The following is a 24714-nucleotide window of genomic DNA, read 5'->3' as shown; positions in this document are numbered from 1 at the left end:
GGGCCGCTCCACCGCCTTGGCTCTCACCCTCGGCCCGCCCGGCGTCCTCTCTGCACGGACCTGACGTCATGGACGCGGCAGGGGGTGCTGCTGCTCGGCAGGATGCCGGCCCCCCAGAGCGGCGCTCCCGTGGACCGGCGACCGCCATGAGCGGCGCAGCGCATCCCGTCGTGCTCGCCGTGGACTCCGGCGGCTCCGGACTGCGGGCGGTCCTGGCCCGGGGCACCGAGGTGCTCGGAGAGCCGGTGGCCTCCCGGGAGCCCGTGCGGACCGCGGCACGCGGGATCGACGCCGGGCATCTGCTGGAGCGGTTGCTGCCCATGGCGCGACGGTTGATCGACGAGGCCGGGTGCGGTCGGCCGGTCGCCGTGGCCGTGGGGGCCGCCGGGTTCGCGACGCTCGGCGAGCAGCTGCGCGCGGAGCTGCCGTCGGCGCTGACGCGCGAGTTGGGGGTGCGGCGGATCGCGCTGGTGGCCGACGCGGTCGCCGCGTACACCGGCGCCCTCGGTGTGCGGCCGGGCGCGGTGATCGCGGCCGGCACCGGGATGATCGCGATCGGCACGGACCTGGAGAGCTGGCGCCGGGCGGACGGCTGGGGCCATCTGCTCGGGGACTGCGGCGGCGGGGCGTGGATCGGGCGGGCCGGGCTTGAGGCGGCGCTGCGGGCGTACGACGGGCGCAGCGGTGGTTCGGCGCGGCTGCTGGCGCGCGCCGAAAGGCTGTTCGGCCCGCTGGACGGACTTCCCGGTCTGCTCTACCCGAGGCCCGACCGCCCGGCGGTCCTCGCCTCCTTCGCGCCCGAGGTGGGCGCGGGCGCCGCGGACGATCCTGTGGCGGCGGACGTCCTGCGCGAGGCGGCCCGGCACATGGCCGACGCGGCGGCCGCCGTCTGCCCGGCGTCGGGCGAGCCCCGAGTGGCCCTGACCGGCGGCCTGTTCGAGCTGGGCGATCCGCTGCGCGTCCCACTGGCGGCGGAGTTGGCGAAGCTGCTGCCGCACGCGCCGCTGGTGCCGGCGGAGGGAGATCCGCTGGTCGGAGCCGTGCGCATCGCGGCCGCGCTGGCGGGTGAGGGGCTGGGGTTGCCGTACGACGAGCGGATGTTGTACGTGGTGGCCGAAAAGTAGTCCCCACAAAAGTGAGTAATCCAGCCTATCGGACAAGCACCACCGTTCACACCCAAGTGCGGCTCTTGGTAGATATATGCGGTAGTGATCGACCCTGATCGGCCCGTAACTCATCAGACAAATCAGGACGGATACCGCTCACCTGCACCCTCCCCGAACAGGGGAGCCCAAGAAGCCAGTAACATGCGGCGCCATGAGCTCCCCCACTGGGCCCGCGTCCGGCCTGCCAGTACGAATGCCGCGACCCCGCCAGCCCGGGCGGCACCGCCGCCCGGAGCCCCTGGCGGCTCCCGAGGGCGCGCCCGCGCTCGTCCTCGCGGTGCCCGGCACGCCCAGCGCCGCCACGCGCGGCCTCGCCGAGGAGGTCGTGAGCATCGCGCGCTCCGAGCTGCCCGGCCTCGACGCCCGTATCGGCTATGTCGACGGTGGCGGCGACGAGTTCCCCACGCTGCAGTCGGTGCTCGCCCGCGCCGCCGAGGAGCGCACCGCCCGTTACGAGCAGGCGCGTGCCGCCGGTCTGGACGTCAAGGAGCCGGATGGCCTCGTCGCCGTCGTCGTGCCCCTGCTGGCCGGCCCGGACAGCGCCACCCTGCGCCAGGTCCGCCAGGCCGTCATGGAGAGCCGTATCGCGGCCGAGCTGACCGATGTCCTCGGCCCGCACCCGCTGCTCGCCGAGGCGCTGCACGTGCGCCTGTCCGAGGCCGGTCTGGCGCGTGCCGACCGGGCCCGGCTGTTCACCGTGGCCACCGCCGCGGACGGCATCGTCCTCGCCACCGTGGGCGGCGAGGAGGCCGTGCAGGCCGCCGGGATCACGGGCATGCTGCTGGCCGCGCGCCTCGCCGTGCCGGTGATGGCGGCCGCCCTCGACCAGGAGGGCTCCATCACCTCCGTGGCCGAGCAGCTGCGTTCCTCGGGCTCCCAGCAGCTGGCTCTCGCGCCGTACCTGATAGGGCCGGAGATCGACGCCGGTCTGATCGAGGCCGCCGCGAAGGAGGCGGGCTGCTCCGCCGCCGAGGCGCTCGGCCCCTACCCGGCGATCGGCAAGCTGGCGCTCGGCAAGTACACCACCGCGCTCGGCATCGCGCCGCAGCAGCCGCAGGGCATGCCGGTTCGCTGAGCCGGGTGCTCGGATCCCGGACCGCGACCCGTACTGCCGAGGGCCCGCTCCTCTCGTAGGAGCGGGCCCTCGGCCGTGCCGGTACCGGGTTGCCGTTCAGACGTCCAGGACGACACAGGACGCCGCCGGCACCTCGATCGAGCCGCCGCGCACCGGTGTGCCCGTCTCCGGGTCCACCGTGAACCAGGTGACGTCGCCCGACCGCTCGTTGGCCACGTACAGCGTCCCGGCCGCGTGGGCGAGGGCGCGCGGCCAGTGGCCGCCACAGGGCACGGTCGCGACCAGGCGCGGCCCGGCGTCCTCGACGGCGAGCACCGACAGGACGTCCGCGCCCCGGGTGGCGGTCCACAGGAAACGCCCGTCGGAGGACACGACGATGCCCGAGGGGTACGCGTCGCCCGCGGAGGCTTGCGGGAGCACCGATATCTCTCGCAGCGGCTCCAGCGGGCCGTCAGGGGCCCTCCAACGGCACACGGTGACCGTGGCGGCGAGTTCGTTCAGGACGTACACGGACGCCCCGTCCGGTCCGTCGGGCCCGCCCGGGTGGAGGGCGAGGTGACGTGGTCCCGAGCCCGGCCGCAGCGCCGTCTCGTGGAGCACGACGGGGACGCCGTCGTCGAGCGCGCACACCCGCACCGAGTCCGTGCCGAGGTCGACGCCGAGGAAGTGGCGGCCGTCCGGGGCGGGCACCACCTGGTGGGCGTGCGCTTCCCGCCGGTCAAGCCGGTCCGGCCCCGCTCCGGTGTGCCGGAGCGTTCCTGACGAGGAGGGGGCGAGGGTGCCGTCGGGCAGCAGGGGGACGGCGGTGACGCTGCCGGAGCCGTAGTCGGCGCTCAGCACGTGGCCGGCGTGCAGACACAGGTGCGTGGGACCGACGCCCACCGTCACGGGCGGCCCGGTCAACTCGGGCTTGTCGCCCGTCACCCGGTAGGCGGCCACGGCACCCTCGGTCCGCTCGCTGACGGCGTAGAGGGTGTCGCCGTCCGGTGCGAGGGCGAGGTAGGACGGGTCGGGAACGTCGTCCGCTCCGCCGAGGGCGGTCAGCGCACCGCTCTCGTCGTCCACGACGGCGGCGAGGACGCCGGGGCCGCCCGCCGAGGTGAACGAGCCGATGTAGGCCCGTCGTGGCCGCCGTCCGCCCGTCGCCCGAGGCGCTGTCGTCACTGTCGTCCCCTCCCGCTCGCCCGGTGTGCGGGCGAACAGTAGCAGGAGGTCTAGACCAAAGTCTGTACGAGGGAGGAACCGCGCAGCGGCGGGGCCAGGTCCGCGAGGGCGCGTTCCAGACCGTGGAGATGTGCGAGGGCCTGCTCCGCGCCGGGGTGACGGTCCGGGTGCGGGGCGCCGGCGTGCGCCGGGGCGGGGCGCTCGGGCAGCGCGCCGACCAGGGTCTCGACGGCCGATTCGACGCGGAGGCAGGCGGCGGTGAGGCGGGCTCCGTGGGAGGAGGCGCCCGGGTCGGCCTCGACGGCGAGAGGGTGCGCCCCGGATGCGCTACGGGGTCCGCCGTGGTCGGCGCGGGCCGTGCGGGGAGCGTGGCGGACACCCCGGGTGCCGTGGGGGGCTCGCACGACCTCCCCGAGGCCCCGGGCCTCGCGGGCGCAGTCGTCGAGCAGGGCGAGCACCCGGCGGGCCCGTTCCTTGCGTCGGCGCAACGGGTTGAGGGGGTGGACCAGGGGCGCGAGGGACAGCCGTACGCGCCCGAGGAGCGCCTCCAGCTCCGCCACGTGCGGGGCCGGGTCCGCGTCGGGGTCTCCGGCGAGGCTCCGGGCCGCCGTCGCGGTGCAGGCGTGCACCGCGTGCAGGGCCCGGCGCACCCACCGGTCGGTGACGGCGTGCGTGGTGACCGGGAGGACGAGCGCCACGGCGAGGGCGGCGCCGAGCGCGCCGACCCCGGTCTGCGCCAGGCGCAGGCCGAGGAGCGCGGGGTCCAGGACGCCGAGGAGACCGTAGAGCAGGGCCGCCATCACGGTGACGCAGAGCATCATCCAGGAGTACGACACGGCGGCGGTGTAGAAGATGCCGAACACGCAGACGGCGACCAGTGCGGCGGTGGGGGCCGGGGCGCCGTGCAGGGGGACGGCGACCAGCAGGCCGACGAGGATGCCGGTGACCGTGCCGACCAGGCGCCGGAAGCCGCGGACCAGGGTCTCGCCGCGCGAGGTGGTGTTCACGAAGATCCACCAGGCGGTGCCGACGGCCCAGTACCAGCGTTCCTGCGAGAGGACCTGCCCGACGGCCATCGCGAAGGCGCAGGCGGCGCTCGCCTGGAAGGCCTGCCGGGTGGTGGACCGGGCGAGTCCCCGGCCGTCGCCCGGGGCGGGGGCGGTCGGCGGCGGGAAGCGGCGCTCGATGCACCAGGCGCCGAAGCGCACGGCCGAGGAGGCCGTCAGCGCGAGGGTCATGGCCGTGTACAGCTCCGGCAGCTGGCCGGGGACGGCGTGCAGGAACTGGGTGACGAAGAAGGTCATGAAGGCGAAGATGCCGAGCGCGTGGCCGCGTGGCCCCCAGCGGCGGGCATGGACGCCGCAGAAGATCACCACGAGCCAGACCGCGTCGCGCAGCGTCGGCAGGTCGTGCAGCACCGTCGCGAGGGCCAGGACCGGAAAGCCCGCGGCGGGCAGCAGGGCGGTGGTGACCACCTGACCGCGCACGGTGGGGTCGGCGACCGTGAAGAGGGCGAGGAGCGCCGTGAGCCCGGCCGTGATCGAGGCGGTCAGCGACAGCCCGGCCGCCTCCGCCGCGGTCACCGCGAGACCGATGCCGAGCACCGCCCGCAGCGCGACCCGCAGCCTCAGGCGCCCCGGGTCCGGAGCCATGAACATCCTCTTCACCGCCGGCCGCCCGTCCTCTCCCGTTCGCTGAGGCCCCCGCGGGGCCTTCGAAGTCCGACCACGCCGTCGCGGCATGGAAATGGCGCCGCGGGCACGGACCGGCCTCATTGCCGTCCTGCGCTGCGCGGCGCCATCGATGGTCATCAGGAAACCATCAGAGGCCCGGTGGCTCAACCGGTGCCGTATTCACTGGGCCATTGGTACAGTGCGGCCTCTTCACCCGGTGCCAGAGGGAGGCCAACGGACCATGGCGGTGGACGAGCTCGACACCCGCATCCTGCGGCTGCTCCTGGACCAGCCGCGCACCAGCGTGCGGGAGTGCGCCCGCATCCTCGGCGTCGCCCGCGGCACGCTGCAGGCCCGCCTCGACCGGCTGGAACGCGACGGCGTGATCACGGGCACGAGCCCGTCCCTCTCCCCGGCCGCGCTCGGTCACCCCGTGCTGGCGTTCGTACACATCGAGGTGACGCAGGGGCACCTGGACGACGTCGGGGACGCGCTCGCGGCCGTACCGGAGATCATCGAGGCGTTCTCGATCACCGGTGGCGGCGACCTCCTGACCCGGGTGGTGGCCCGGGACAACGCGCACCTGGAGGACGTCATCCAGGCACTGATCAGCCTGCCGGGCGTCGTGCGCACCCGCACGGAGGTCGCGCTCAGGGAGCGCGTGCCCTACCGGCTGTCGCCGTTGGTGGAGTCGATCGGCGCGGCGGCGGGCCGGCCGGCGAGGAACTGACCGGCCCGGGAGGTCGTGGAGGTGTTCGTCCGCACCCGACCCACGACCGAACCCGCCCCAGGCCGCCCGCCGCCCTCATCCCTCACGTGTCGAAGTCGACCGTCAGCGTCTCCGACACCGCGTACGACTGGCAGGTCAGGACATACCCCGCAGCCACCTCCGCCGGTTCGAGCGCGAAGTTGCGCCGCATGTCGGCCTTGCCGTCGGTGACCAGGGCCCGGCAGGTGCCGCAGACGCCCCCCTTGCACGCGAAGGGCAGATCGGGGCGGGTGCGCTGGGCGCCGTCCAGGATGCTGCGCTCGCGGGAGAGCGCGGCCGTGGTGGAGCGGCCGTCGAGCGTGACGGTGACCTCGCTGACGGGGCCCTCGGCGACGGCCTCCTCGTGCCGGGCCTCCCGCACGGGCTCGTCGTCGGCGTAGAACAGCTCCTGATGGACCCGGTCCTTTGGCACCCCGAGCCCGGCCAGCACCCGCTGGGCGTCGCGGACCATGCCGTGCGGGCCGCACAGCCACCAGTGGTCCGCGGTGCCGACGTCGACCAGGGAGCCGATCAGCGCCGAGAGCCGGTCGGCGTCGAGCCGACCCGACAGCAGCTCGGCCTCGCGGGGTTCGCGGGAGAGGACGTGGGCGAGCTGGAAGCGGGCCGGGTACAGGTCCTTCAGGTCGGCCAGCTCGTCGGCGAACATCACCGTGGCGCTGCGGCGGTTGCCGTAGAAGAGGGTGACGGTCGAGGAGGGATCGGCGGCCAGGACGGACTCGGCGATGGAGACCATGGGCGTGATGCCGGAGCCCGCCGCGATCAGCACATGGTGACCGGGGGTGCCGAGGTCGGGGGTGAAGAACCCGGTGGGGCCCATGACGTCGACGGTGTCACCGGGCCGTACGTCGTCCACGAGCCACGAGGAGAACAGCCCGCCCGGCACGACCCGTACACCGATGCGTGGCGTCGCACCGGCCGGCGAACAGATCGAGTACGAGCGGCGCTCGTCGCGTCCGTCGATCTCGCGCCGCAGGGTCAGCGACTGACCGGGCGCGAAGGCGAACTCCTCCGCCAGCTCCGCCGGGATCGCGAAACCGACGGCGACGGCGTCCTCGCAGAGCGGCTCCACGGAGGCGACCCGCAGGGCGTGGAAGGCCGGACGGCGGCGAGTGCGCGCGTGGACCGCCGGGGTGGCGGAACCCGCCGGCACCGGCGAGGCCACCGCCCCGGCCCGCGGGCCTCCCGTCGGCTCTTCCTTGAGGCCTTCCATCAGATCTCCTTGACGTGCTCGAACGGCTCGCGACAGGCGCGGCAGCGCCACAGTGACTTGCAGGACGTGGCGGCGAAGCGCGAGGTCTCCTCGGTGTCCGCCGAGCCGCAGAGCGGGCAGGCGACCGTCCGCCGGGTGGGTGACAGCAGGAGGGGGACCGGGCCCCGGGGCGCCGCACCTGGTGGGGCGATGCCGTGTTCGGTGAGTTTGCGGCGGCCGGTGTCGGTGATCCAGTCCGTCGTCCACGGGGGGTTCAGGACCGTGCGGATCTCCACCCGCGCGTATCCGGCGGCGCTCAGCCGGGCCGCCACGTCGGCGCGCATCTCGGCCATGGCCGGGCAGCCGGAGTAGGTCGGGGTCAGGCTCGCGACCACCGTGCCGTCCTCCGTCAGCTCGACATCCCTCAGGACGCCGAGGTCGGCGAGGGTCAGCATGGGCAGCTCGGGATCCGGAACCTGCTCGGCGATGTGCCGGGCGCGCCGGGCCTCGGTCGGCGTGATCACCATGTCGCCTCCGGATGCGCACGGGCCACGCTCTGCAACTCGGCCAGCAGCGGCGCCAGATGCTCGGTGTGGTCGCCGTCGCGGCCCGCGCCGGACAGCGGCCGGTACACCGGCATGGGCAGTCCGGCCGCCCCGGTGACCTGGCGGAGCACGTCGGCGACCTCCTCCCGTACGTCGTGCGCGGTGAACAGCTCGCCGAAGTACGGCGCGGCCCGCTCCATCGCCCGGCGCATCCGCCGGTGCGACTCCTCGGTGCCGTCCCCGAGCCGCACGGCCCATTCGGCGGCGTACTGGCGGTGGTAGGTCAGCTCCTTGACGCCCTTCGCCGCGATCGCCGCGAGCACCGGGTCGGGGTGCTCGACCAGTCGCCCGAAGTGCGCGAGGCGCCAGCTGGACAGCACGAGCAGCCGGACGATCGAGAACGCGAAGTCGCCGCACGGGAGTTCGGCGAGGCGGACGTTGCGGAAGTCGTCGGCGTCCCGGAAGTAGGCGTACGCGTCCTCGTCCCGTCCGGTGCCGTCGGCCTGCCCGGCGCGGGAGTACAGCAGACGGGCCTGGCCGAGGAGGTCGAGGCCGATGTTGGCGAGGGCGACCTCCTCCTCCAGTTCGGGCGCGCGGGTGGTCCACTCGGCGAGCCGCTGCGCGCTGACCAGGGCGTCGTCGCCCAACGCGACGCAGACCGCGGCCAGTTCACCGGCGTCCACGCCCTCGGGCACCGTGGTGTCCACGCCGTGCAGCGGGTCCTCGAAGCCGGTGCCGTAGGCCCAGCGCGCGTCGTCCTCGTGTCCCTCGGCGAGGGTCAGGTAGACGTGGTCGTCACTCATGCCCTGCTCCTCAGATGTGCGGGACGTCGTCGGGGATGTCGTAGAACGTGGGATGGCGGTACACCTTGTCGGCGCTGGGCTCGAAGAAGGGGTCCTTCTCGTCGCGGGTGGAGGCGGCGATGTGCTCGGAGCGCACCACCCACAGGGAGACGCCCTCGTTGCGGCGGGTGTAGAGGTCGCGGGCGTGGGTGAGGGCCATCTGGTCGTCGGCGGCGTGCAGCGAGCCGACGTGGACGTGGTTCAGCCCGCGCTTGCCGCGCACGAAGACCTCGTACAGCGGCCAGTCGCCCTTGTCCGCTCGGGCCGTACCCGCGTCGTCGGTGCGGGTCGTACCCGCACCGTTCGTGCGGACCGTGCCACCGTCGCCCGTACGGGCCGCGCCTTCGCCGCTCGTACCGGTCGTGCCGCCGTTCATGCCGCCGTCCCCTTCCGGGCTCGTTCGCTCTGCCTGGCCGCGTGGGCGGTGGCCGCCTCACGGACCCAGGCACCTTCCTCGTGGGCGGTCCGTCGCCGCTCCATCCGCCCCTCGTTGCACGGTCCGTCGCCGGTGATCACGCGCTTCAGCTCGGCCCAGTCGGGGGTGCCGAAGTCGTGACGGCCGCGCTCCTCGTTCCAGCGCAGCTCAGGGTCGGGCAGTGTCACGCCGAGCTTCTCCGCCTGCGGGACGGTCATGTCGACGAAGCGCTGCCGCAGCTCGTCGTTGCTGTGCCGCTTGATCTTCCAGGCCATGGACTGCGCGGAGTTGGGCGAGGCGTCGTCGGGCGGCCCGAACATCATCAGCGAGGGCCACCACCAGCGGTTCACCGCGTCCTGGACCATCTCGCGCTGGGCGTCGGTGCCGCGCATCATCGTCAGCAACAGCTCGTAGCCCTGCCGCTGGTGGAAGGACTCCTCCTTGCAGATCCGCACCATCGCGCGTGCGTACGGGCCGTAGGAACTGCGGCACAGCGGCACCTGGTTGCAGATCGCCGCGCCGTCCACGAACCAGCCGATCACACCCACGTCGGCGAAGCTCGCCGTCGGGTAGTTGAAGATCGACGAGTACTTCTGGCGGCCCTCGATCAGCCGCCGGGTCAGGTCGGCACGGTCCGCGCCCAGGGTCTCGGCGGCCGAGTACAGGTACAGCCCGTGCCCGGCCTCGTCCTGGACCTTGGCGAAGAGGATCGCCTTGCGGCGCAGCGAGGGCGCGCGGGTGATCCACTCGCCCTCCGGCTGCATGCCGATGATCTCCGAGTGCGCGTGCTGGGCGATCTGCCGGACGAGCGTCTTCCGGTAGCCCTCGGGCATCCAGTCGCGCGGCTCGATCCGCTGGTCCCGCGCGATCGTCGCCTCGAAGTGCTCCAGCAACGCGTCCCGGGTGTCCGGGGCCACTTCGGCGCCCTGGGGCGTCGCCCCGGCGGAGTCTGTCGTCGTCATCGATACCAGCTTCCCAACCGACCATTCGTTCGGGAACAGTGTGACGCGATTCGAGCGGGCAGGCAAGACCCGCTCGACCCCTTCCCGCGATCAACGCGTTCTTGACAGGCCGGGACCACGCTGGATTTCATGACGGTGACACACGGCAACCGAATGGTCGGTCGGCTCACGGGGCGGTGGGCACGAAGGAGTCGCGATGAGCAGCAGCCTGGGCGAACCACTCCCCCGCGACCTGCTGGACGAGGGCGAACGGCTCGTCCCCGAGCGGCTGCGGGAGCTGCAGCTCGACCGGCTTCGGGCGACTTTGCGGCACGCGTACGACCACGTCGAGCTGTACCGGAGGAAGTTCGACGCGGCCGGGGTCGGCCCCGACGACTGCCGCTCGCTCGACGACCTCGCCCGCTTCCCCTTCACCACGAAGGCCGATCTGCGGGACACCTACCCCTTCGGCATGTTCGCGGTGCCCATGTCCGAGGTGCGACGCGTGCACGCCTCCAGCGGCACCACCGGGCGCCCCACGGTCGTCGGCTACACGGAGAACGACCTCTCCCGCTGGGCGGACGTGGTCGCCCGCTCGATCCGGGCCGCCGGCGGCCGTCCGGGACACAAGGTGCACGTCTCCTACGGCTACGGCTTGTTCACCGGGGGCCTCGGCGCGCACTACGGGGCCGAGCGCGCCGGCTGCACGGTGATCCCGGCCTCCGGCGGCATGACCGCCCGCCAGGTCCAGCTCATCCAGGACTTCCGCCCCGAGATCATCATGGTGACCCCGTCCTACATGCTCACGCTGCTGGACGAGTTCGAGAAGCAGGGCGTCGAACCGCGCTCCACCTCCCTGGAGGTGGGCATCTTCGGGGCCGAGCCGTGGACGGAGGAGATGCGCCGGGAGATCGAGGAGCGGGCGGGCCTCCACGCGGTCGACATATACGGGCTGTCGGAGGTGATGGGCCCGGGTGTCGCGCAGGAGTGCGTGGAGACCAAGGACGGCCTGCACATCTGGGAGGACCACTTCTACCCCGAGGTGGTCGACCCGCTCACCGACGCCGTCCTGCCCGAGGGTGAGGAGGGCGAGATCGTCTTCACCTCGCTCACGAAGGAGGCCCTGCCGATCATCCGGTACCGCACCCGTGACCTGACCCGGCTGCTGCCCGGCACCGCCCGCCCCGCGTTCCGCCGGATGCGCAAGGTCACCGGCCGCTGCGACGACATGATCATCCTGCGGGGGGTGAACGTGTTCCCGAGCCAGATCGAGGAGATCGTGCTGCGCACGCCCGACGTGGCCCCGCACTTCCAGGTCCTGCTGAGCCGGCGGGGTCGCATGGACCACATGACGGTCCGGGTCGAGGCCCGGCCGGGCACGGGCGCCGACCGCCGGGAGGGGGCGGCCGCGGCGATCGCCCGGGCGGTCAAGGACGGGGTTGGCGTCACGGTGGAGGTGACGATCGTCGACCCGGAGACGCTGGAGCGCTCGGTCGGCAAGCTCAAGCGGGTGAAGGACCTCCGCGAGGCCGGCGACTCGCCGGGCTGACGGCTCCGGGCCGGGGGCGGCCCCGTCCCGCCGGGGTGAGGGGCGGCCCCGTCCCCGCCGGGGTGAGGGGCGGCCGGGTTGTACGTTCGGGTGCGGTCCGGTGGGGCTGGTCGCGCAGGTCCCCGCGCCCCTGAGAAGCAGGGGCTGCGCCCCGTGCCTTTCGGGCCCGAAGGGCCATCGTCCTCGGGCCCGAAGGGCCTGGGCTTTCATGCCCGCAGGCCGGCCTTCAGGCCCGCAGGGCCATTGGCTTGCAGGGCCTTTGGCTTGCAGGGGCGCGGGGAGCTGCGCGAGAAGCCCCACCGGACCCGCACCCGACCGACGACCGAACCCACCCCCGCCCCGCCCGCCCCCCTCGCTCAGAGCCCCCGGTGCACCACATGACCGCCCGTCACAGTCAACCGCACCGGCGCCTCGGCGACCTCGTCGGCCGGTGCTTCGACGGGGTCGACTCCCAGCGCGGTGAGGTCGGCCCGGAAGCCCACCGCGATACGGCCCGAGACCTCCGCCTCCCCCGCGGCCAGCGCCGCGTGACTCGTGCAACCCTCCAACGCCTGTATCCCGGTGAGCCCCGCCCCACAGGACGCCGCGCCCCGCGGCTCGCGGGCCGTGGCCAGTACGGCACGCGCGTCGAAGTGGGCGATGGGCCAGTCCGACCCGAGGGCGACGACCGCGCCGGCGTCCCGCAGATCGCGCAGCCGCCAGGCCCGTACGGCACGCTCCGCGCCGAGCCGCAACGACCACTCGTCGGACAGGTCGGCCCGGGTGTAGTCGGTGTGCGGGGGCTGCATGGAGGCGATGACCCCCACCTCCGCGAACCGCGCCACCAGTTCGTCCGGCACCGACTCGATGTGCTCCACCCGGTGCGCGAGCCGCCCGCCGGGCCCCAGCGAGGCGACGGTGTCGAGGACGTGCCGCACGGCGGCGTCGCCGATCGCGTGGGTCGCCGTACGCACCCCCGCGCGGTGCAGGTGCCGTAGCGCGTCGCTGTAGGCGGCGGGGTCGGGCCAGAACGCGTCGGTGCCCTGGCCGTGGCAGTCGGGGTGGTCCAGCCAGGCGGTGCCGCCCTCCACGGTGCCGTCCATGAAGAACTTCGCGCCGCCGACCCGCCAGTGCCGGCCGCCCCTGCCCTGGAGCGCGACGAGTTCCGCGAGGTCGTCCGCGTCGGCGCCGGGCATGCACCAGGGTGCGAAGCGCAGCCGGAGCGGCAGTACCGACTCCTCGGCGACCGCGCCCACCAGGTCGAGGTCGCCGAGGTCCATCACATGGGCGCCGGTGAGCCCGGTGGCGGCCATCGCGCCGAGCAACTCGGCCAGCCGGGTGCGTCGTTCGGCGTACGAGGGCCGGGGCATGACGAGCTGGACGAGTTCCATCGCGGCGTGCTCGACGAGGTGGCCGGTGAGCCGTCCGTCGGCGTCGACGGCGATGTGCGAGCGCTGCGTGAAGACGCGCGGTCCGGTGATGCCGGCGGCCTTGAGGGCCGCCTCGCTGACGAGGGCCGAGTGGCCGTCGTACAGGCGCAGGAACGCGGGGGCGCCGTCCAGGACGTCCTCGACGAGGGCGCGGTCGACGGTCCGGCCGCCGAAGACGTTGTGGTCCAGGCCGTAGCCGACGACCCAGCCGTCGACGCGGTCCCCCGCGGCGAGCGCGGCGCGCAGTCCGTCGAGGTCGGTCACGGCGGCGAGGTCGATGCCGGTGGCCAGGTCCAGGCCCCACACGGGGTGGCTGTGGCTGTCCACCAGGCCCGGCAGCAGCCGGCCGCCGCCCAGGTCCACGGCCTCGGTTCCCGGTCCGCGCCAGTCCCGCACGTCCGCCTCCTCGCCGACGGCGACGATCAGGCCGTCGCGCACGGCCACCGCCGTGGCGTACGGCCGCCGTGGGTCGAGGGTGCGGACGTGGGCGCCGGTGATGACGAGGTCGGCGGTGGGCATGGAGAGATCTCCTCCGGTGGTGAGGGGCGGCTGCGGTCGGCTGGTGCGGGGTCAGTCGTCGGCTGCTGCCGGGGGTTCGGCGGCGAAGTTCGCGTAGACCTCGGGCCGGGCCCGACGCAGCCACGCGGCAAGGACGAGGCCGATGACGAGGACCGTCGGGACGAGGGCCGCCAGGAAGGTGTTGACCGTGGTGGAGGCGCCGGTGAACTGGTCGAGATGGCTGACGACCAGGGTGATGGCTCCGGCCAGAAGCACCGCCGCGACCACGGGGGCGACGACCGTGCGCAGCACGCCCTCGGTGTGGGTGATCCGCCGGAAGTAGAAGGGCACGGCGAGCGCGGCGAGCAGTTGCAGCAGCATCAGGGCGAGCATGCCGGGGGTGTTCACCCACAGGAGCAGCTGCGTGTACGGGTCGGCGTCGGCCACGGCGAAGGCCAGGACGACGATCGCGCCGAGCACGGTCTGGGCGATGCCCGCGACGTACGGGGAGCGGTGGCGCGGTTGGACGCGGGCCAGGGCCTTGGGGAGGATCCCCTCCTCGGCGAGGGCGAGGCCGTAGCGGTTGATGGCGTTGTGGAAGGCGAGCAGGGAGGCGAGGACGCTGGTGACGATGAGGACGCGCATCAGGTCGGCCGCCCAGGGGCCGACATAGGTCGTGATGGCGGAGAAGAACAGGGCCGTCGGGTTGGCGCCGGCCGCCGCGACGACCTGGGCGTCGCCGAAGGCCTGGACCACGGTCCACACGATGAAGGCGTAGAACAGGCCGAGGAAGCCGATGGCGAGGTAGGTGGCGCGGGGCACCGTGCGGGCCGGGTCGCGGGCCTCGCGGCGGTAGATGACGGTGGACTCGAAGCCGGTGAAGGCGGCGAACGCGAAGGCCAGGACCGCCACCATGCCGGAGACCATGACGTTGTCCGGGGCGAAGGAGGCGACGGAGAGGCCGTCGGCGCCGCCCTTGATCAGCACTCCCCCGGCGAGCAGCACGAGGATGCCCGTCTCGGCGACGAGCAGGACGCCGAGGAGTTTGGCGCCGAAGTCGATGGAGCGGTAACCGGCCCAGCAGATGAGCAGCAGGCCGGCCAGGGAGACGGGGAGCCACGGGATGCGCGTGCCGAGCAGGGCGTCGGCGGTGTCCCGGGTGGCGGTGCCGAGGAGACCGTAGACGCCGATCTCCATGCTGTTGTAGCCGATGAGCGCGAGGAGCGCGGCACCGATGCCGGCCCGGCGGCCGAGACCGCGGGTGATGTACGCGTAGAAGGCGCCGGCGCTGCGGACGTGGCGGCTCATCGTGGTGAACCCGACGGCGAACACGGCGAGCGTGAGACCGGCGAGGAGATAGCCGACGGGAGCGCCGATGCCGCCCATCAGGATGGCGAGCGGGGCGACACCGGCCATCACCGTGAGCGGGGCGGCGGCCGAGACGACGAAGAAGGCGATGTCGGAGGTGCCGAGCGAGCCGGAGCGCAGGGACGGTGCCGCGGAGGCCGCGCTCTTGGCCGGGGAGGCCGCGCTCTTGGCCGGGTCGGCGGCGGTCGCGTCGGGAGTGACAGTCATGAGGGATAGCCCTTCTGCTGCGGGCGGGGACGGGGTGGCGAGCAGTGCGGGATGACCTGGTGCCGCAAACCTAAAGGCTTTCGGTTTCCGCAATGTAGCCTTCACCCGGACTGCTGGGAAGACCCCGGAGGGGACGGACATCATGGGACGGCCGCGCACACCCCTGCTCGACAGGGAGCGCATCACCACCACCGCGCTGGAGCTCCTAGACGCCCAGGGCGAGTTCAGCGTGCCGCAGATCGCACGGCGGCTCGGGGTGCAGACCGGATCGGTGTACCACCACGTGGACGGCCGGGACGGCATCGTGGAGCTGCTGCGCGAGCGGGTCACGGAGGGCATCGACGCCTCCGCCCTCGACCTCCGGCCCTGGGACGAGGCCCTGGAGGCGTGGGCCCGCTCCTACCGCGCCGCCTTCGCGGCCCATCCCCGGGCCATCCCGCTGCTGATGACCTCACCGGTACGCGCCCCCCACGTCCTCGAACAGTACGAGCGCGCCGTCACCCTGCTCCTCGACGCGGGATTCCCCCTCCCGGACGTGATGCCGGTGCTGGTCGCGCTGGAGAACGTCGTCCTGGGCTCGGCGATGGACCTCGCCGCACCCGTGGCCATGTGGGAGATCACCGACGAGTCGACCGCTCCGCGCCTGGCCCGGGCCCTGGACGCGGTGGGCGACGGTCGCGCGGACGCCGCCTTCGAGTTCGCCCTCGACGGGTTCCTCGCACACGCCCGGGACAGGCTGCGGGCGGCCGCCGAGGTGTGACGGGACACGTTCGGGCCGGGCGCCGCACGGCGAAACCCCCGTGCGCCGCCTCGCACACCTCTGCGATCATCCCGCAATGACGCAGAGCCTCGCATCGCTGGTCATCCGGCACACCCACCGCGTTCCCGCCCCCGAGGGGTCAGCCGGCGACGGCGCCGCGGCCGCGCGGCAGTTCGACGCCGTCCTCATGAACGTGGGCTTCAAGCTCTCGGCCGAGCTGCTGGAGCGGCTGTCGGGGCTGTCCGGGGCCGCCGTGCTGCACACCGCCCGGCGGACGCTGCGCACCGTGCGCGAGATGGTGGGCGACCACGTCCGCCACAACTCCTACTTCATCGACTTCCCGGCGAACGTGCCGGACACCGAGGAGTTCTGGACGCGGTGCGTGGTGCGGGCCCTCGGCGACGAGAAGTCCCGCGAGGGTGTGCTGACGCAGCTGGCGAACGGGGTGCTGGACCTGCTGAGCCTGCCCACGTACGGCCGCTACCAGCACACCTACGAGGAGATGCTGGCGGCCCAGGACGAGCTGATCGCCGCCGCCGGCGACCGGGTGACCGTCCTGCACGCCGGTCGCGACCTGGACGCCGAGCTCACCGACCTGTACCTGGCCCTCGCGGGCAGCACCACCCCGCTGGGCGAGGAGCACCTGGGTGACCTCGCGCTGCTCGCCGGGCGGTGCGCGCTCGGCCCCCAGCCGGAGCGGATCCCGGTGCGGGAGAACCGGGCGGTCGTCAACGAGGCACGACTCGGCGTCGGCGCGGACCTCCTCCTGGACACCGTCACCGACGTGCTGCGGCTGGCCTGCGCGTTGTCGGGCGGCGATGTGACGCTGCAGGAGCCGACCCGGTTCCGGGCCCTGGCGCGTCCGGCGCGCCGGGCCCTGCTCGCGGGCCTGGACGCCGTGGTTACGGCGCACCCCGCCAAGCTCGCCGATGTGCACGCGCACCGCGAGCCGTTCAAGCGGCTCGGTGAGCGCCTCCACCCGCACGAGTACCCGCGCTGGCCGCACGCCGCCGACGTGTTCGCCGTCGCGCGGGGCGAGAAGGAGGCGCGGTCCTTCGGCAGCCGCGCCGAGCAGCTGCTCGGCGCGGGTGACGTGCCCGGCGCGGTGAAGCTGCTGGAGTCCGCGCCCGGCAGGCTGTTCCGCGCCCTGGACCTGCTGCTGCGCGCTGCCGCCGACCAGACGGAGCGGGACGCGGTGGTGGCCGCCGCCGTGCGGGGCGCGCCCGCGGTCTCCGGCCGGGTGGTGCTGTCGGTGCGCGAGCACTTCCACAACCGGGAGCGGGAGAGCGAGAAGCCGCGCATCTTCGTCAACCGCCGGGGTCGCGCCTGGGTGACCCCGGACCGGCGGCCCCCCGTACCGGCCGCCGACCGCGACCGGCTCATCGCCGCCCTCGACGCCGAGATACGCCGCCGCCTCCCGGCGCCCGGCCGGCTGCTGGTCGACCCCGACATCCTCGACGTGGCGCTCCCGCTCAGCGGCCGGGCGACCTCCGCCGGGCTCGGGGTGCTGCCCCGGGGGTCGGTCTCGGCGGTCGAGGGCGAGCTGCTGCGGTTCTTCGTGTACTGGAAGGAGACCGAGCGGCGGACCGACTACGACCTGTCGGCGCTGCTTCTCCGGTCCGACTACGACGTGGACGAGTGGCTGTCCTACACCTCCCTCACGGCCGTCGGGGGCGAGCACTCGGGTGATGTCACCGAGGCGCCCGAGGGGGCCTCGGAGTTCATCAACCTGTCCCTGGACCGGGTCCGGGCCGCCTACGTCGTGCCGCAGGTCGACATCTACGCGGGCGAGGGCTTCGAGGAGGTCGAGGAGTCGTTCTTCGGGTTCATGCTGCGGGACGGCGAGCAGAAGGGCCGGCCCTTCGAGCCGCGCACGGTGCGGATGAAGTCGGAGCTGCGCGGAGTCGGCCGGGTGGCGCTGCCGCTGGTGTTCCGGCGCGGGGACGACGGCCGCTGGGGCGCGAAGTGGCTGCACCTGTATCTGAAGGGCATCTCGGAGGCCAACAGGGTCGAGGAGAACCAGGTGTCGGTGTCCAAGGTGGTGCGTGCCGTCGTGGAGCGCGAGCAGCTGACGGTGGGCTACCTGATCGACCTGATGTCCGACGGTGACACGGTGATGGACCTGTGGGACGGCCGGTCGGTCCCGCAGGAGCCCGTGACCTACCTCGGCCTCGAACGGCCCGAGGGACTGCACCCGGACTCCCGGGTCGTCACCCTCGGAAATCTGCGCGACCTGATCCCGGGCTGAGTGCTAGCGTTGGCCGCGGCGAGGCCATGGAGGGGCTTCCTTCTCATTCACTCCAAATGATTCAAGTCCCTTCGCTCTCCTCGCCACCGACCTCGAACCGGGGGGCGCCCGCGCGGCGCCTCCCGGTTTTCGTGTGTCAGCGGCTCGCCCCGTCGAAAATCGGCACGACCCGGTCCCGGTCCCGCTGGTCGGCGGTAGGAGCCCCCACCCTGGCCACGAGGCCCGGAATTGCCGCTCCGGTGGTCCGGGCGCACGCTGGAACGAGGAGGGGGTGGCGGACAGTGGGCGCCGGAAGAAGGGCGCGTGGTCATGCCCTCGCTCAAGCATCTCGTCCGGGAGACCGGTCGCGTCGTGTGGTCGTGGCCACCGACGGGAGCGCGCCGGGGACGGCGCGTCGCACGGCTTCTCAGGGCCGCGCTCAGTGCCAACGCGGCCTTCCTGCCGATCGCCGCCGCACTGGTCGCGCTCGCCGTGACGGGCGTGGTCCACGACCTGTCCGGGAAGTGGTCCCTGGCGGAGTGGGTCACGCTCGTCCTGGCCGTCCTGCTCGTCATGCTGGCGGTCAGCAGGCGGCCGTCGCGCCCCGTGCGGATCCTGTCGTTCAAGAACCTGGTCGCCGGGGACGACGTCGGCGAGCTGGACAAGGTGGCGGCGGGCTTCGCCGAGCTGCTGCACAGCGAGATCGAGCGGATCTCCGAGCTGGTCAGACAGGAACCGTTCATCACACCCGCCGATGTGCTCAACCCGGCCGGTGAGCGGGGCGAGATGGTGCTGCGGTCCTCGACGCGGGTGCCGTTCAAGTCCGGGGTCGCGGCGACCGGACTGCACGGGGACATCAAGGAGACGGAGATCGGCACCGTCGCCCTGGGCCCGCTCCAGCTCCAGGTCGGCACGCTGCTCACGCTCGTGGAGCGCACCTTCGGCCGCACCCTCCAGGGCTCGCTGGTGGAGGCCGACGGGGTCCTGCGGGTCGTCGCCTCGCAGTCCGGGCACGGCGGCCGCACCTGGTCCGCGCAGACGGACATCGCCTCCGGCGACGTACGCCGGGCCAGTGCGTCGCTCGCCCGTGAACTGGCCCACCGCATCGAACTGGAGCGGCCGGGGGCCGGGGAGTCGGGGGCCGACGTCGACAGTTTCCAGCGTCTGGTGGACGGGCTGGAGAGCTATCAGCGGTTCCAGCGGGAGGGGCTGCTGCATCATCTCGACGCGGCGGAGGAACACTTCCGCGCGGCCCTCTCGCACAGCCCCGGCTACGCGGCCGCCTATCACAACCTGGGCCTGGTCTACCGTGAGCAGCGCCGGATCCGCACCGACATCGGGCTCCGGGCGTCCACGGTGGTGCGCAGCGCGGCCACGCTGATGTGGCAGAAGGCGGTCGCCCTCGACCCGGCCCTCGCTCCCGCCCGGGTCCAACTGGCCCGGGCGGCCCTCGAACAGGCGGAGCATCCGGACGTCGACGCGGCCAAGCGCGCCGAACTCCTCGACCAGGCCGCCCAGTCGGCCCGCAGTGCTCTGCGGCAGTCCTGCGGCGGCCATCCCATGGACGGCGCGCTCGCCGCGTACTGGCTCGGCGTGGCGCTGCTGCAGCAGGAGACGGAGCTGGGCCGGGCGGACGCGGCGCGGACGGCGGAGCCGATGGGCATGCCGGAGCCGGGGCGGGAGGACGGGCCGTCGCCGAGCGGGCAGGCGGGACGGACAGCCGCGCGGACCCGGGCCGACTCCAGGGTTCGGGAGGCCCTGCGCCTCTTCCACCGCACCGAGCGGGACCTCGTCGACGAACGGGCCCGCCGACTGGTCCTGGACGGCGACGAGGCGGCGGTGCGGCCGTTGACGGAGCGGATCGCCCATGTGGTCGCCATGCGGTCCGAGTGCTGGTTCCGGCTGGCCCGTGACGCGGACGACCCGCCGGGCCGCCGCGCCCGCGGGAGGGCGGACCGATGCCTGCGCACGGCCATCCGCTGGGCCCCCGACATGGCCGAACTGCACGCGCTGCGGGGCCGCATGCTGCAGAAGCACAACCGCGAGGGCGCGCTCTTCGCCTGTCTGGAGGCCATCCAGCGGGACCCGCAGAACCATCACGTCGCCGTCCGCGACGTCGGTCTGTTCGCGGCCGGCTCACCGGACGCCGGAGACACGCACGAGCTGGCCACCGCCCTGTTCACCGTCGCCGCGCACCAGCATCCCGACGACGCGGAGGCCTGGCTCCTGCTGGCCGTCAACCAGATGTTCTGGCGGGGCGACGGCGCGGCCGCCCGGGCTCTCGCGGGCATGGCGCTGGCCCTTGAGCCCTGCCGGGAGGACGTACGCCGGATCGTGAACGCGTACTGGCCGTCGACCGACGGATCCGGCGGCGCCGACCGCAAGCCGTTGGTCCTGCGCTGGGCGCGGGCCTGGGCCCACGCCCGGGAGGCCCAGCAGCACTTCGACGAGGCCGGCCTGCGGGAGGCGCTGTCGGAGATCGAGTCGCTGCGGGGCGCGCCGGGGTCCTCCGAGCCCGAAGTGTCCCTGGCCGCACGGGAGATCGGGCTGCTGCACTGCGCGCTCGCCGGTCTGATCCGGCCCTCTGACAGGCAGCGCCGTCACTGGGCGGCGGCGGTGGCGGAACTGACCCGGGCGGTCCGTGAAGGGCTGCCCGCCGGGCTGGAGACCCCGCCGCAGTGGAACGTCGAACTGGGCGACGCGCACGCGGCCCTCGGCGACTCCCTGGCCGACGCGGAGCACCGCGCTCCGGCCGCCGGCCCGAGCTACCGGGACGCGGTCGGACAGTACGACCTGGTTCTCGACCGGCCGCCGAAGACGGTCTGTCCCCGGTACCGTTCGGGCCGCCGCGGCCAGGAGAGGCTGACCGTGCTGTCCGCCGAGCCGCCGGACCTGCCCACCCGGGCCCGGGCCCTGGCCGGGCGCGCGGCGGTGTTCGTACGGCAGGGGCGGACGAGCGAGGCGGTGCGGGACTGCCGGGACGCGTTGAAGCTGGCGCCCCTGTACGCCTATCCCCGCTTCACCCTGGCACGGCTGTACCGCGACCACCGGGCGCAGTACGACCTCGCCGAGCAGACTCTGTTGCGGCTGATCGAGCTGCTCCCGGCCGGGGAGCAGCGGGACCAGGCGCGTCTGGAACTGGCCGTCACCCATCGGGGGCAGGCGGAGACCTCGCAGGACGACGAGCGCGTGGAGCTGCTGGAGCGGGCCCGGGAGGAGCTGGTGGACGCGACGCGGGAGGCCTCGCTGAGCGCGGACCTGGAGGCGCGGATGCACGAGGAGCTGGCCAACGTCCTGGATCTGCTGGGCCGTTCGGACGACGCGATCGTCGCCCTGCGCTCGATCGGCGGCTCGATCCGGCAGCCGGGCGCCGGCCGGCACCATGAGTGGATCGCCCATCTGATCGCCGGTCGTGAGCAGCCGTGGGAGGTGGAGCAGGAGCTTCTGGAGGCCCAGGACGCCTGCGCGGCCCGGCTGACCGCGTACCGCGGCACGGACGAGGAGGTTCCGCTGCGGGCCGCGCTGGTCACTCTCACGGCACGGCTCGCCATGTTCTACGCGGAGCAGGGCATCCGGCTCGACGAGGCGCGTCTGCTGGCGGAGGGGGCGCTGAAGAGCGCGCGCCGGGTGCTGGAGCCGAGCCGGATGGCCGTGTGCGAGGACGCCTGCGGCTGGGTCGCGTTCCGGCAGGGACGCCTCGACGAGGCCGTCGACCTTCTGGAGGACGCCGTCGAACACTCCGGCGGCCACGCCCGGCAGTGGGCCCACCTCGCCCAGGCCCTGGAGGCCCGCGACGATCCCGAGGGCACCGAGCACGCCCGCGACATCTGGCAGCAGATCGCCGAGCAGTTCCCCCACAGCGAGACGGCCGAACAGGCCCACCGCCACCTCGACCTGCTCGCCCAGGGCTGAGCGACCTCGCCGCGCAGAAGGTAGGTGTCAGGGTTCCGAGGTCTCGGACTCCAGTGCGGCCCGGGTCGTCTCGCCGTACACCCCCGACTCGTCCTCCAGGAGGACGCGGGTCAGCTGGTAGCCGCGGACCGCGCTCTGGACGTCGCGGTCGTAGTCGCCGTCCGCCTCGCCGTCGTAGAGGCCGAGCTGGCCCAGACGGAGCTGGAGTTCGGTGACCTCCGCTCCCTGGTCGCCGAGGCCGAGGACGGGCGGCTTTCCGGCGGACGCGGTGGGGGCGGGGACGCCGGTGGCGGTGGCGTCGCTGTCGGACGGGGTTCTGCTGGGGGTGCCGGAGCGGGTGGGGGTGGCCGGACTCTCGGTCGGAGTCGCTTCCGGCGAGGTGGACGAACTCGCGGACGGGGACGCCGAGGACACCGTGGGGGACGGGGGCGCCGAGGACGAGGGCACCGCGCCCGCCGCCGCCTCCGGGAGGTCGGCCCTGATGTCTCCGGGGCCCGAGCCGTCCCGTGAGGGGGCCTCGTAGGAGAAGAGGCCGCCGATGGTTCCCGCCGTCACAAGGACGGCGGCCGCCGCGGCGCCCACCACGGCGGCCGGCAGCGCGCGGCGGCGCCGCCGTTCGCCCCGGGCGGGGTCGACCGGAGGCTCCTCCTCGGCGGCCGACGCGTGGTGGGGCTCGGTGGGAGTGGTCGGTGCGTGGGGCGGCTCGGTGGTCCGTGCCGGCGTGTCGTCCGCCGCCGTGGCCCCCTGCCGCGGTTCGTCCTCGCCGACCTTCACGAACGGTCGTATGCGGACCGGGTCGAAATCCTCCGCGGCCTCCGCCTGTGCCGTCCGGATGTCGCGGTGGGCTTCCGACGCGAGCCGGCCGCAGGAGCAGGCCGGGGTGCCGTCCGTCGCGCGGGGCGTACCGCACCGCGGGCAGGCAGGGGCTGTCGGTTCACTCACGCGTGGTCCTCTTCGAGCGGCTTCCAGAGTTTAAGCAGATCTTCTGCACAGAATCCCCAAGACTTGCTTGAATCTCAAACGTTTCTCGGCCAAGTGCCGTTTCATGACCGCGAGTTCGCGTAGGTCTTCCTGTGACAGGGCTGGTGCGGGACCCGGTGCTCGGTGTGTCATGCCTCTGACATCAACCCGGCTTGCCGGAGCGGAAGGAACCCCGTGAGTCTGTCCCGTCCCCAACCCCGTCCTCGTTCGCGCCCCCGCGCGCACGCCCGCACCCTGTGCGCGGCCGCCGCACTCGCCATGGGCGCGCCCATGGCGTTCCCGGGTCCCGCCGCAGCCGCGGTTCCCGCGTACTCGGTCTATCTGCAGAACTCCGTCACCGGTCTCAACGCGGCGGACAGCGGCGGTACGGTCGTCGCGCACAACCCCAAGGGCAACGAGGACCACCAGCAGTGGACACCGGTCGCCGTCGGCGGCGGCCACCAGTTGCGCAACGCCGACGAGTCGGGGATCTGCCTCGGCCGCGACGGCACCTCGGCGGTGACGGCGGCCTGTGGCGCGGACGGCACCACCTGGACGGTCACCGAGGCCGCGAGCGGCACGTACACGATCGGCGTGCCCGGCGCCTCGCAGTACCTGACGGGCGTGTCCTCGGACTCCTCCCTGGTGCGGATCGGGTCGAACGGGGACCAGGCCCGCTGGTACCTCACGCCGGTCGCCCCCGCCACGTCGGCCATGCCGTCGCCCGGCACCCGGACCCTCGACCAGGTCACGTTCCTCACCTCCCACAACGCCTTCGCCAACGGGGCCGACGGCAACTTCGCCTCGTTCCCGGTCAGCCTCTTCCCCAACCAGTCGCGCGGAGTGAGCCGTCAACTCACCGACGGGGTAAGGGGGTTCATGCTGGACGCGTACACCGTGTCGGGACAGGCCGTGCTCTGCCACAACAGCTGTGACGGCGTCGGCAGTCCGGTTCCGCTCGCCACCGACCTCCGGCGCATGGTCGACTTCCTCAAGGCCAACCCGGGCCAGTTCGCCACCGTCTTCCTGGAGGACTACACCTCCTCCGACGTGCTGAAGGCGTCGCTGGCCTCCGTCAGCGGTCTGTCCGACGTGCTGTACCGGCCCGACCAGGAGGGCGTGGCGACCAGCGGCTGGCCGACCATGGCGGATCTCGCCGCACGGGGCAAGCAGCTGCTGGTCTTCAGCGACCGCACCCGCGCGAGCGACGTCTCCGCCGGGTACGCCACCCGCGACACCTTCGGGGTGATGTACCAGCGGGAGTGGACCGTGGAGAACTACTGGTCCATGGGCGGCGGGCTCGGCGGCTCCGACTGGTCCTGCTACAGCCGCTGGGGCACGAGCAGGCCCCTCACCACGGACTCGGCCGCCTTCCACCCGCTGTTCGTCATGAACCACTTCCGCGACTACACCATCAGCGGCACGGCCGAGACGGACAACGCCAAGCTGGGCAACCGCGCGCAGAACTTCTGCACCCCGGCCGCGCGCAAGAAGCCCAACTATCTCGCCGTCGACCGCTACGAGCTGGGCTCGCCGTCACCGCTCACGACGGTCGGGAACCTCAACACGTACGTCCTCGCGGCGGGCCGGTAGCAGTCGCCCCGGCAGACGGCGGTCCATCTGCGGACGGTCCTGCGCCGACCGTCGCCGGGACAGGTGCCGGACCGTCCTGCGGGGCATCGTGCGGATGCCCCGCAGGACGGGCAGATGGCTCGGGGACAGCTTCGCCCGCTCCCCGCCGCCCGCGATCAGGGCGTTGACCGACGCCATCGGGTCACCGCCGGCCGACCGCGCCACCAGCGCGCCGACCACGAGCGGAACGAGCACCACCACGAGGGCCGAACCGGTGGCGGCGGCCGTGGCGGTGACGTTGCGGAGGGGGCGAGGGCGCGAGGGGGACGTGTCCATGAGGACAGTGCACCAGCGGCCGGTGGTCCGGGGCATCGGGCCTCGTACTCAGTCGCCCCGGCCGACGTACTCAGGACCGCGTGTCCTCGGACGTACTCGGGCCCGCGTGTCCTCGGGCGACTCCGACCCGTGCCTCC

At 73.4% G+C, this 24714-nt stretch carries 19 protein-coding genes; 8 read left to right on the top strand and 11 right to left on the bottom strand.

Annotated features, from left to right (window positions below; all coding sequences use genetic code 11):
* The first annotated feature begins 146 nt into the window (after positions 1-146).
* A complete protein-coding gene (locus STRBO_RS0119000) occupies positions 147-1124 on the top strand; it encodes an N-acetylglucosamine kinase (protein WP_020114606.1) in 978 nt (325 codons plus the stop codon).
* 193 nt (positions 1125-1317) lie between these two features.
* Positions 1318-2241 (top strand): sirohydrochlorin chelatase, encoded by a 924-nt coding sequence (locus STRBO_RS0118995; protein WP_086016289.1) that lies wholly within the window; start codon positions 1318-1320, stop codon positions 2239-2241.
* Positions 2242-2337: 96 nt separating this feature from the next.
* Here STRBO_RS0118995 and STRBO_RS0118990 read toward each other — a convergent pair whose 3' ends face one another.
* The gene (locus STRBO_RS0118990; protein WP_005474885.1) at positions 2338-3405 is read right to left on the bottom strand and encodes a lactonase family protein; all 1068 of its coding nucleotides are present in this window, start codon (positions 3403-3405) and stop codon (positions 2338-2340) included.
* A gap of 50 nt (positions 3406-3455) precedes the next feature.
* The gene (locus STRBO_RS0118985; protein ID WP_005474887.1) at positions 3456-5063 is read right to left on the bottom strand and encodes an FUSC family protein; all 1608 of its coding nucleotides are present in this window, start codon (positions 5061-5063) and stop codon (positions 3456-3458) included.
* A gap of 256 nt (positions 5064-5319) precedes the next feature.
* Here STRBO_RS0118985 and STRBO_RS0118980 point away from each other — a divergent pair, with 256 nt between their 5' ends.
* Positions 5320-5808 (top strand): Lrp/AsnC family transcriptional regulator, encoded by a 489-nt coding sequence (locus STRBO_RS0118980; RefSeq protein WP_005474888.1) that lies wholly within the window; start codon positions 5320-5322, stop codon positions 5806-5808.
* 82 nt (positions 5809-5890) lie between these two features.
* Here STRBO_RS0118980 and paaE read toward each other — a convergent pair whose 3' ends face one another.
* The 5 genes from paaE to paaA all read right to left on the bottom strand — a co-directional run bounded on the left by paaE (position 5891) and on the right by paaA (position 9800).
* Positions 5891-7057 carry a 1,2-phenylacetyl-CoA epoxidase subunit PaaE gene (gene paaE / locus STRBO_RS0118975; protein ID WP_005474890.1) on the bottom strand — a complete coding sequence of 389 codons (1167 nt, stop codon included), beginning with the start codon at positions 7055-7057 and terminating at the stop codon, positions 5891-5893.
* Complete coding sequence (gene paaD, locus STRBO_RS0118970; RefSeq protein ID WP_005474892.1) at positions 7057-7563, bottom strand: 1,2-phenylacetyl-CoA epoxidase subunit PaaD; 507 nt, start codon at positions 7561-7563, stop codon at positions 7057-7059. Before paaD ends, paaE begins: the two co-directional genes overlap by 1 nt.
* A complete protein-coding gene (gene paaC / locus STRBO_RS0118965) occupies positions 7557-8384 on the bottom strand; it encodes a 1,2-phenylacetyl-CoA epoxidase subunit PaaC (RefSeq protein WP_005474894.1) in 828 nt (275 codons plus the stop codon). Before paaC ends, paaD begins: the two co-directional genes overlap by 7 nt.
* A gap of 10 nt (positions 8385-8394) precedes the next feature.
* Positions 8395-8661, bottom strand: a complete 267-nt coding sequence (gene paaB / locus STRBO_RS0118960) for a 1,2-phenylacetyl-CoA epoxidase subunit PaaB (protein ID WP_028796737.1) — start codon at positions 8659-8661, stop codon at positions 8395-8397.
* A gap of 134 nt (positions 8662-8795) precedes the next feature.
* Complete coding sequence (paaA, locus tag STRBO_RS0118955; protein ID WP_005474898.1) at positions 8796-9800, bottom strand: 1,2-phenylacetyl-CoA epoxidase subunit PaaA; 1005 nt, start codon at positions 9798-9800, stop codon at positions 8796-8798.
* A 196-nt stretch (positions 9801-9996) separates the two neighbouring features.
* Between paaA and paaK the strand changes: the two genes are divergently transcribed.
* Entirely contained in the window at positions 9997-11328 is a 1332-nt protein-coding gene (gene paaK, locus STRBO_RS0118950) for a phenylacetate--CoA ligase PaaK (protein WP_005474900.1), read from the top strand.
* Between the two features lie 356 nt (positions 11329-11684).
* Here the strand turns inward: paaK and STRBO_RS0118945 are convergent, their stop codons facing one another.
* Entirely contained in the window at positions 11685-13256 is a 1572-nt protein-coding gene (locus STRBO_RS0118945; protein ID WP_005474902.1) for an amidohydrolase, read from the bottom strand.
* Positions 13257-13307: 51 nt separating this feature from the next.
* Positions 13308-14810, bottom strand: coding sequence for an APC family permease (locus STRBO_RS0118940; protein ID WP_005474903.1), 1503 nt, complete (start codon positions 14808-14810; stop codon positions 13308-13310).
* A 142-nt stretch (positions 14811-14952) separates the two neighbouring features.
* Here STRBO_RS0118940 and STRBO_RS0118935 point away from each other — a divergent pair, with 142 nt between their 5' ends.
* From STRBO_RS0118935 to STRBO_RS0118925, 3 genes are all read left to right on the top strand, one after another.
* The gene (locus tag STRBO_RS0118935; protein ID WP_005474904.1) at positions 14953-15570 is read left to right on the top strand and encodes a TetR/AcrR family transcriptional regulator C-terminal domain-containing protein; all 618 of its coding nucleotides are present in this window, start codon (positions 14953-14955) and stop codon (positions 15568-15570) included.
* Positions 15571-15646: 76 nt separating this feature from the next.
* The gene (locus tag STRBO_RS0118930; protein WP_005474905.1) at positions 15647-17818 is read left to right on the top strand and encodes a TerD family protein; all 2172 of its coding nucleotides are present in this window, start codon (positions 15647-15649) and stop codon (positions 17816-17818) included.
* Between the two features lie 309 nt (positions 17819-18127).
* On the top strand, positions 18128-21709 hold the full coding sequence (locus STRBO_RS0118925; protein WP_005474907.1) for a tetratricopeptide repeat protein: 3582 nt from the start codon (positions 18128-18130) through the stop codon (positions 21707-21709).
* A gap of 27 nt (positions 21710-21736) precedes the next feature.
* On the opposite strand, the gene STRBO_RS0118920 is transcribed toward STRBO_RS0118925, so the two are convergent.
* Positions 21737-22651, bottom strand: coding sequence for a peptidoglycan-binding domain-containing protein (locus tag STRBO_RS0118920; RefSeq protein WP_020114603.1), 915 nt, complete (start codon positions 22649-22651; stop codon positions 21737-21739).
* 213 nt (positions 22652-22864) lie between these two features.
* Between STRBO_RS0118920 and STRBO_RS0118915 the strand changes: the two genes are divergently transcribed.
* A complete protein-coding gene (locus STRBO_RS0118915) occupies positions 22865-24262 on the top strand; it encodes a phosphoinositide-specific phospholipase C-related protein (protein ID WP_005474910.1) in 1398 nt (465 codons plus the stop codon).
* Here STRBO_RS0118915 and STRBO_RS44125 read toward each other — a convergent pair.
* Entirely contained in the window at positions 24206-24577 is a 372-nt protein-coding gene (locus STRBO_RS44125; protein ID WP_202499409.1) for a hypothetical protein, read from the bottom strand. The genes STRBO_RS0118915 and STRBO_RS44125 overlap by 57 nt on opposite strands.
* Positions 24578-24714 lie beyond the last annotated feature (137 nt).

It is taken from the genome of Streptomyces bottropensis ATCC 25435 (assembly GCF_000383595.1).
In the GTDB taxonomy this organism is placed as follows: domain Bacteria; phylum Actinomycetota; class Actinomycetes; order Streptomycetales; family Streptomycetaceae; genus Streptomyces; species Streptomyces bottropensis.
The sequence above is the reverse complement of the archived record's forward strand: the minus strand, read 5'-3'. Positions and strand labels throughout refer to the sequence as shown.

Coding starts and splice junctions, on each gene's coding strand:
- STRBO_RS0118925 (WP_005474907.1), top strand. CDS start 18,128: ATGCCCTCGCTCAAGCATCTCGTCCGGGAGACCGGTCGCGTCGTGTGG.
- STRBO_RS0118945 (WP_005474902.1), bottom strand. CDS start 13,256: ATGCCCACCGCCGACCTCGTCATCACCGGCGCCCACGTCCGCACCCTC.
- STRBO_RS0119000 (WP_020114606.1), top strand. CDS start 147: ATGAGCGGCGCAGCGCATCCCGTCGTGCTCGCCGTGGACTCCGGCGGC.
- STRBO_RS0118985 (WP_005474887.1), bottom strand. CDS start 5,063: ATGTTCATGGCTCCGGACCCGGGGCGCCTGAGGCTGCGGGTCGCGCTG.
- STRBO_RS0118935 (WP_005474904.1), top strand. CDS start 14,953: ATGGGACGGCCGCGCACACCCCTGCTCGACAGGGAGCGCATCACCACC.
- paaC (WP_005474894.1), bottom strand. CDS start 8,384: ATGAGTGACGACCACGTCTACCTGACCCTCGCCGAGGGACACGAGGAC.
- paaK (WP_005474900.1), top strand. CDS start 9,997: ATGAGCAGCAGCCTGGGCGAACCACTCCCCCGCGACCTGCTGGACGAG.
- STRBO_RS0118995 (WP_086016289.1), top strand. CDS start 1,318: ATGAGCTCCCCCACTGGGCCCGCGTCCGGCCTGCCAGTACGAATGCCG.
- paaE (WP_005474890.1), bottom strand. CDS start 7,057: ATGGAAGGCCTCAAGGAAGAGCCGACGGGAGGCCCGCGGGCCGGGGCG.
- STRBO_RS44125 (WP_202499409.1), bottom strand. CDS start 24,577: ATGGACACGTCCCCCTCGCGCCCTCGCCCCCTCCGCAACGTCACCGCC.
- STRBO_RS0118940 (WP_005474903.1), bottom strand. CDS start 14,810: ATGACTGTCACTCCCGACGCGACCGCCGCCGACCCGGCCAAGAGCGCG.
- paaA (WP_005474898.1), bottom strand. CDS start 9,800: ATGACGACGACAGACTCCGCCGGGGCGACGCCCCAGGGCGCCGAAGTG.
- STRBO_RS0118980 (WP_005474888.1), top strand. CDS start 5,320: ATGGCGGTGGACGAGCTCGACACCCGCATCCTGCGGCTGCTCCTGGAC.
- STRBO_RS0118930 (WP_005474905.1), top strand. CDS start 15,647: ATGACGCAGAGCCTCGCATCGCTGGTCATCCGGCACACCCACCGCGTT.
- paaD (WP_005474892.1), bottom strand. CDS start 7,563: ATGGTGATCACGCCGACCGAGGCCCGGCGCGCCCGGCACATCGCCGAG.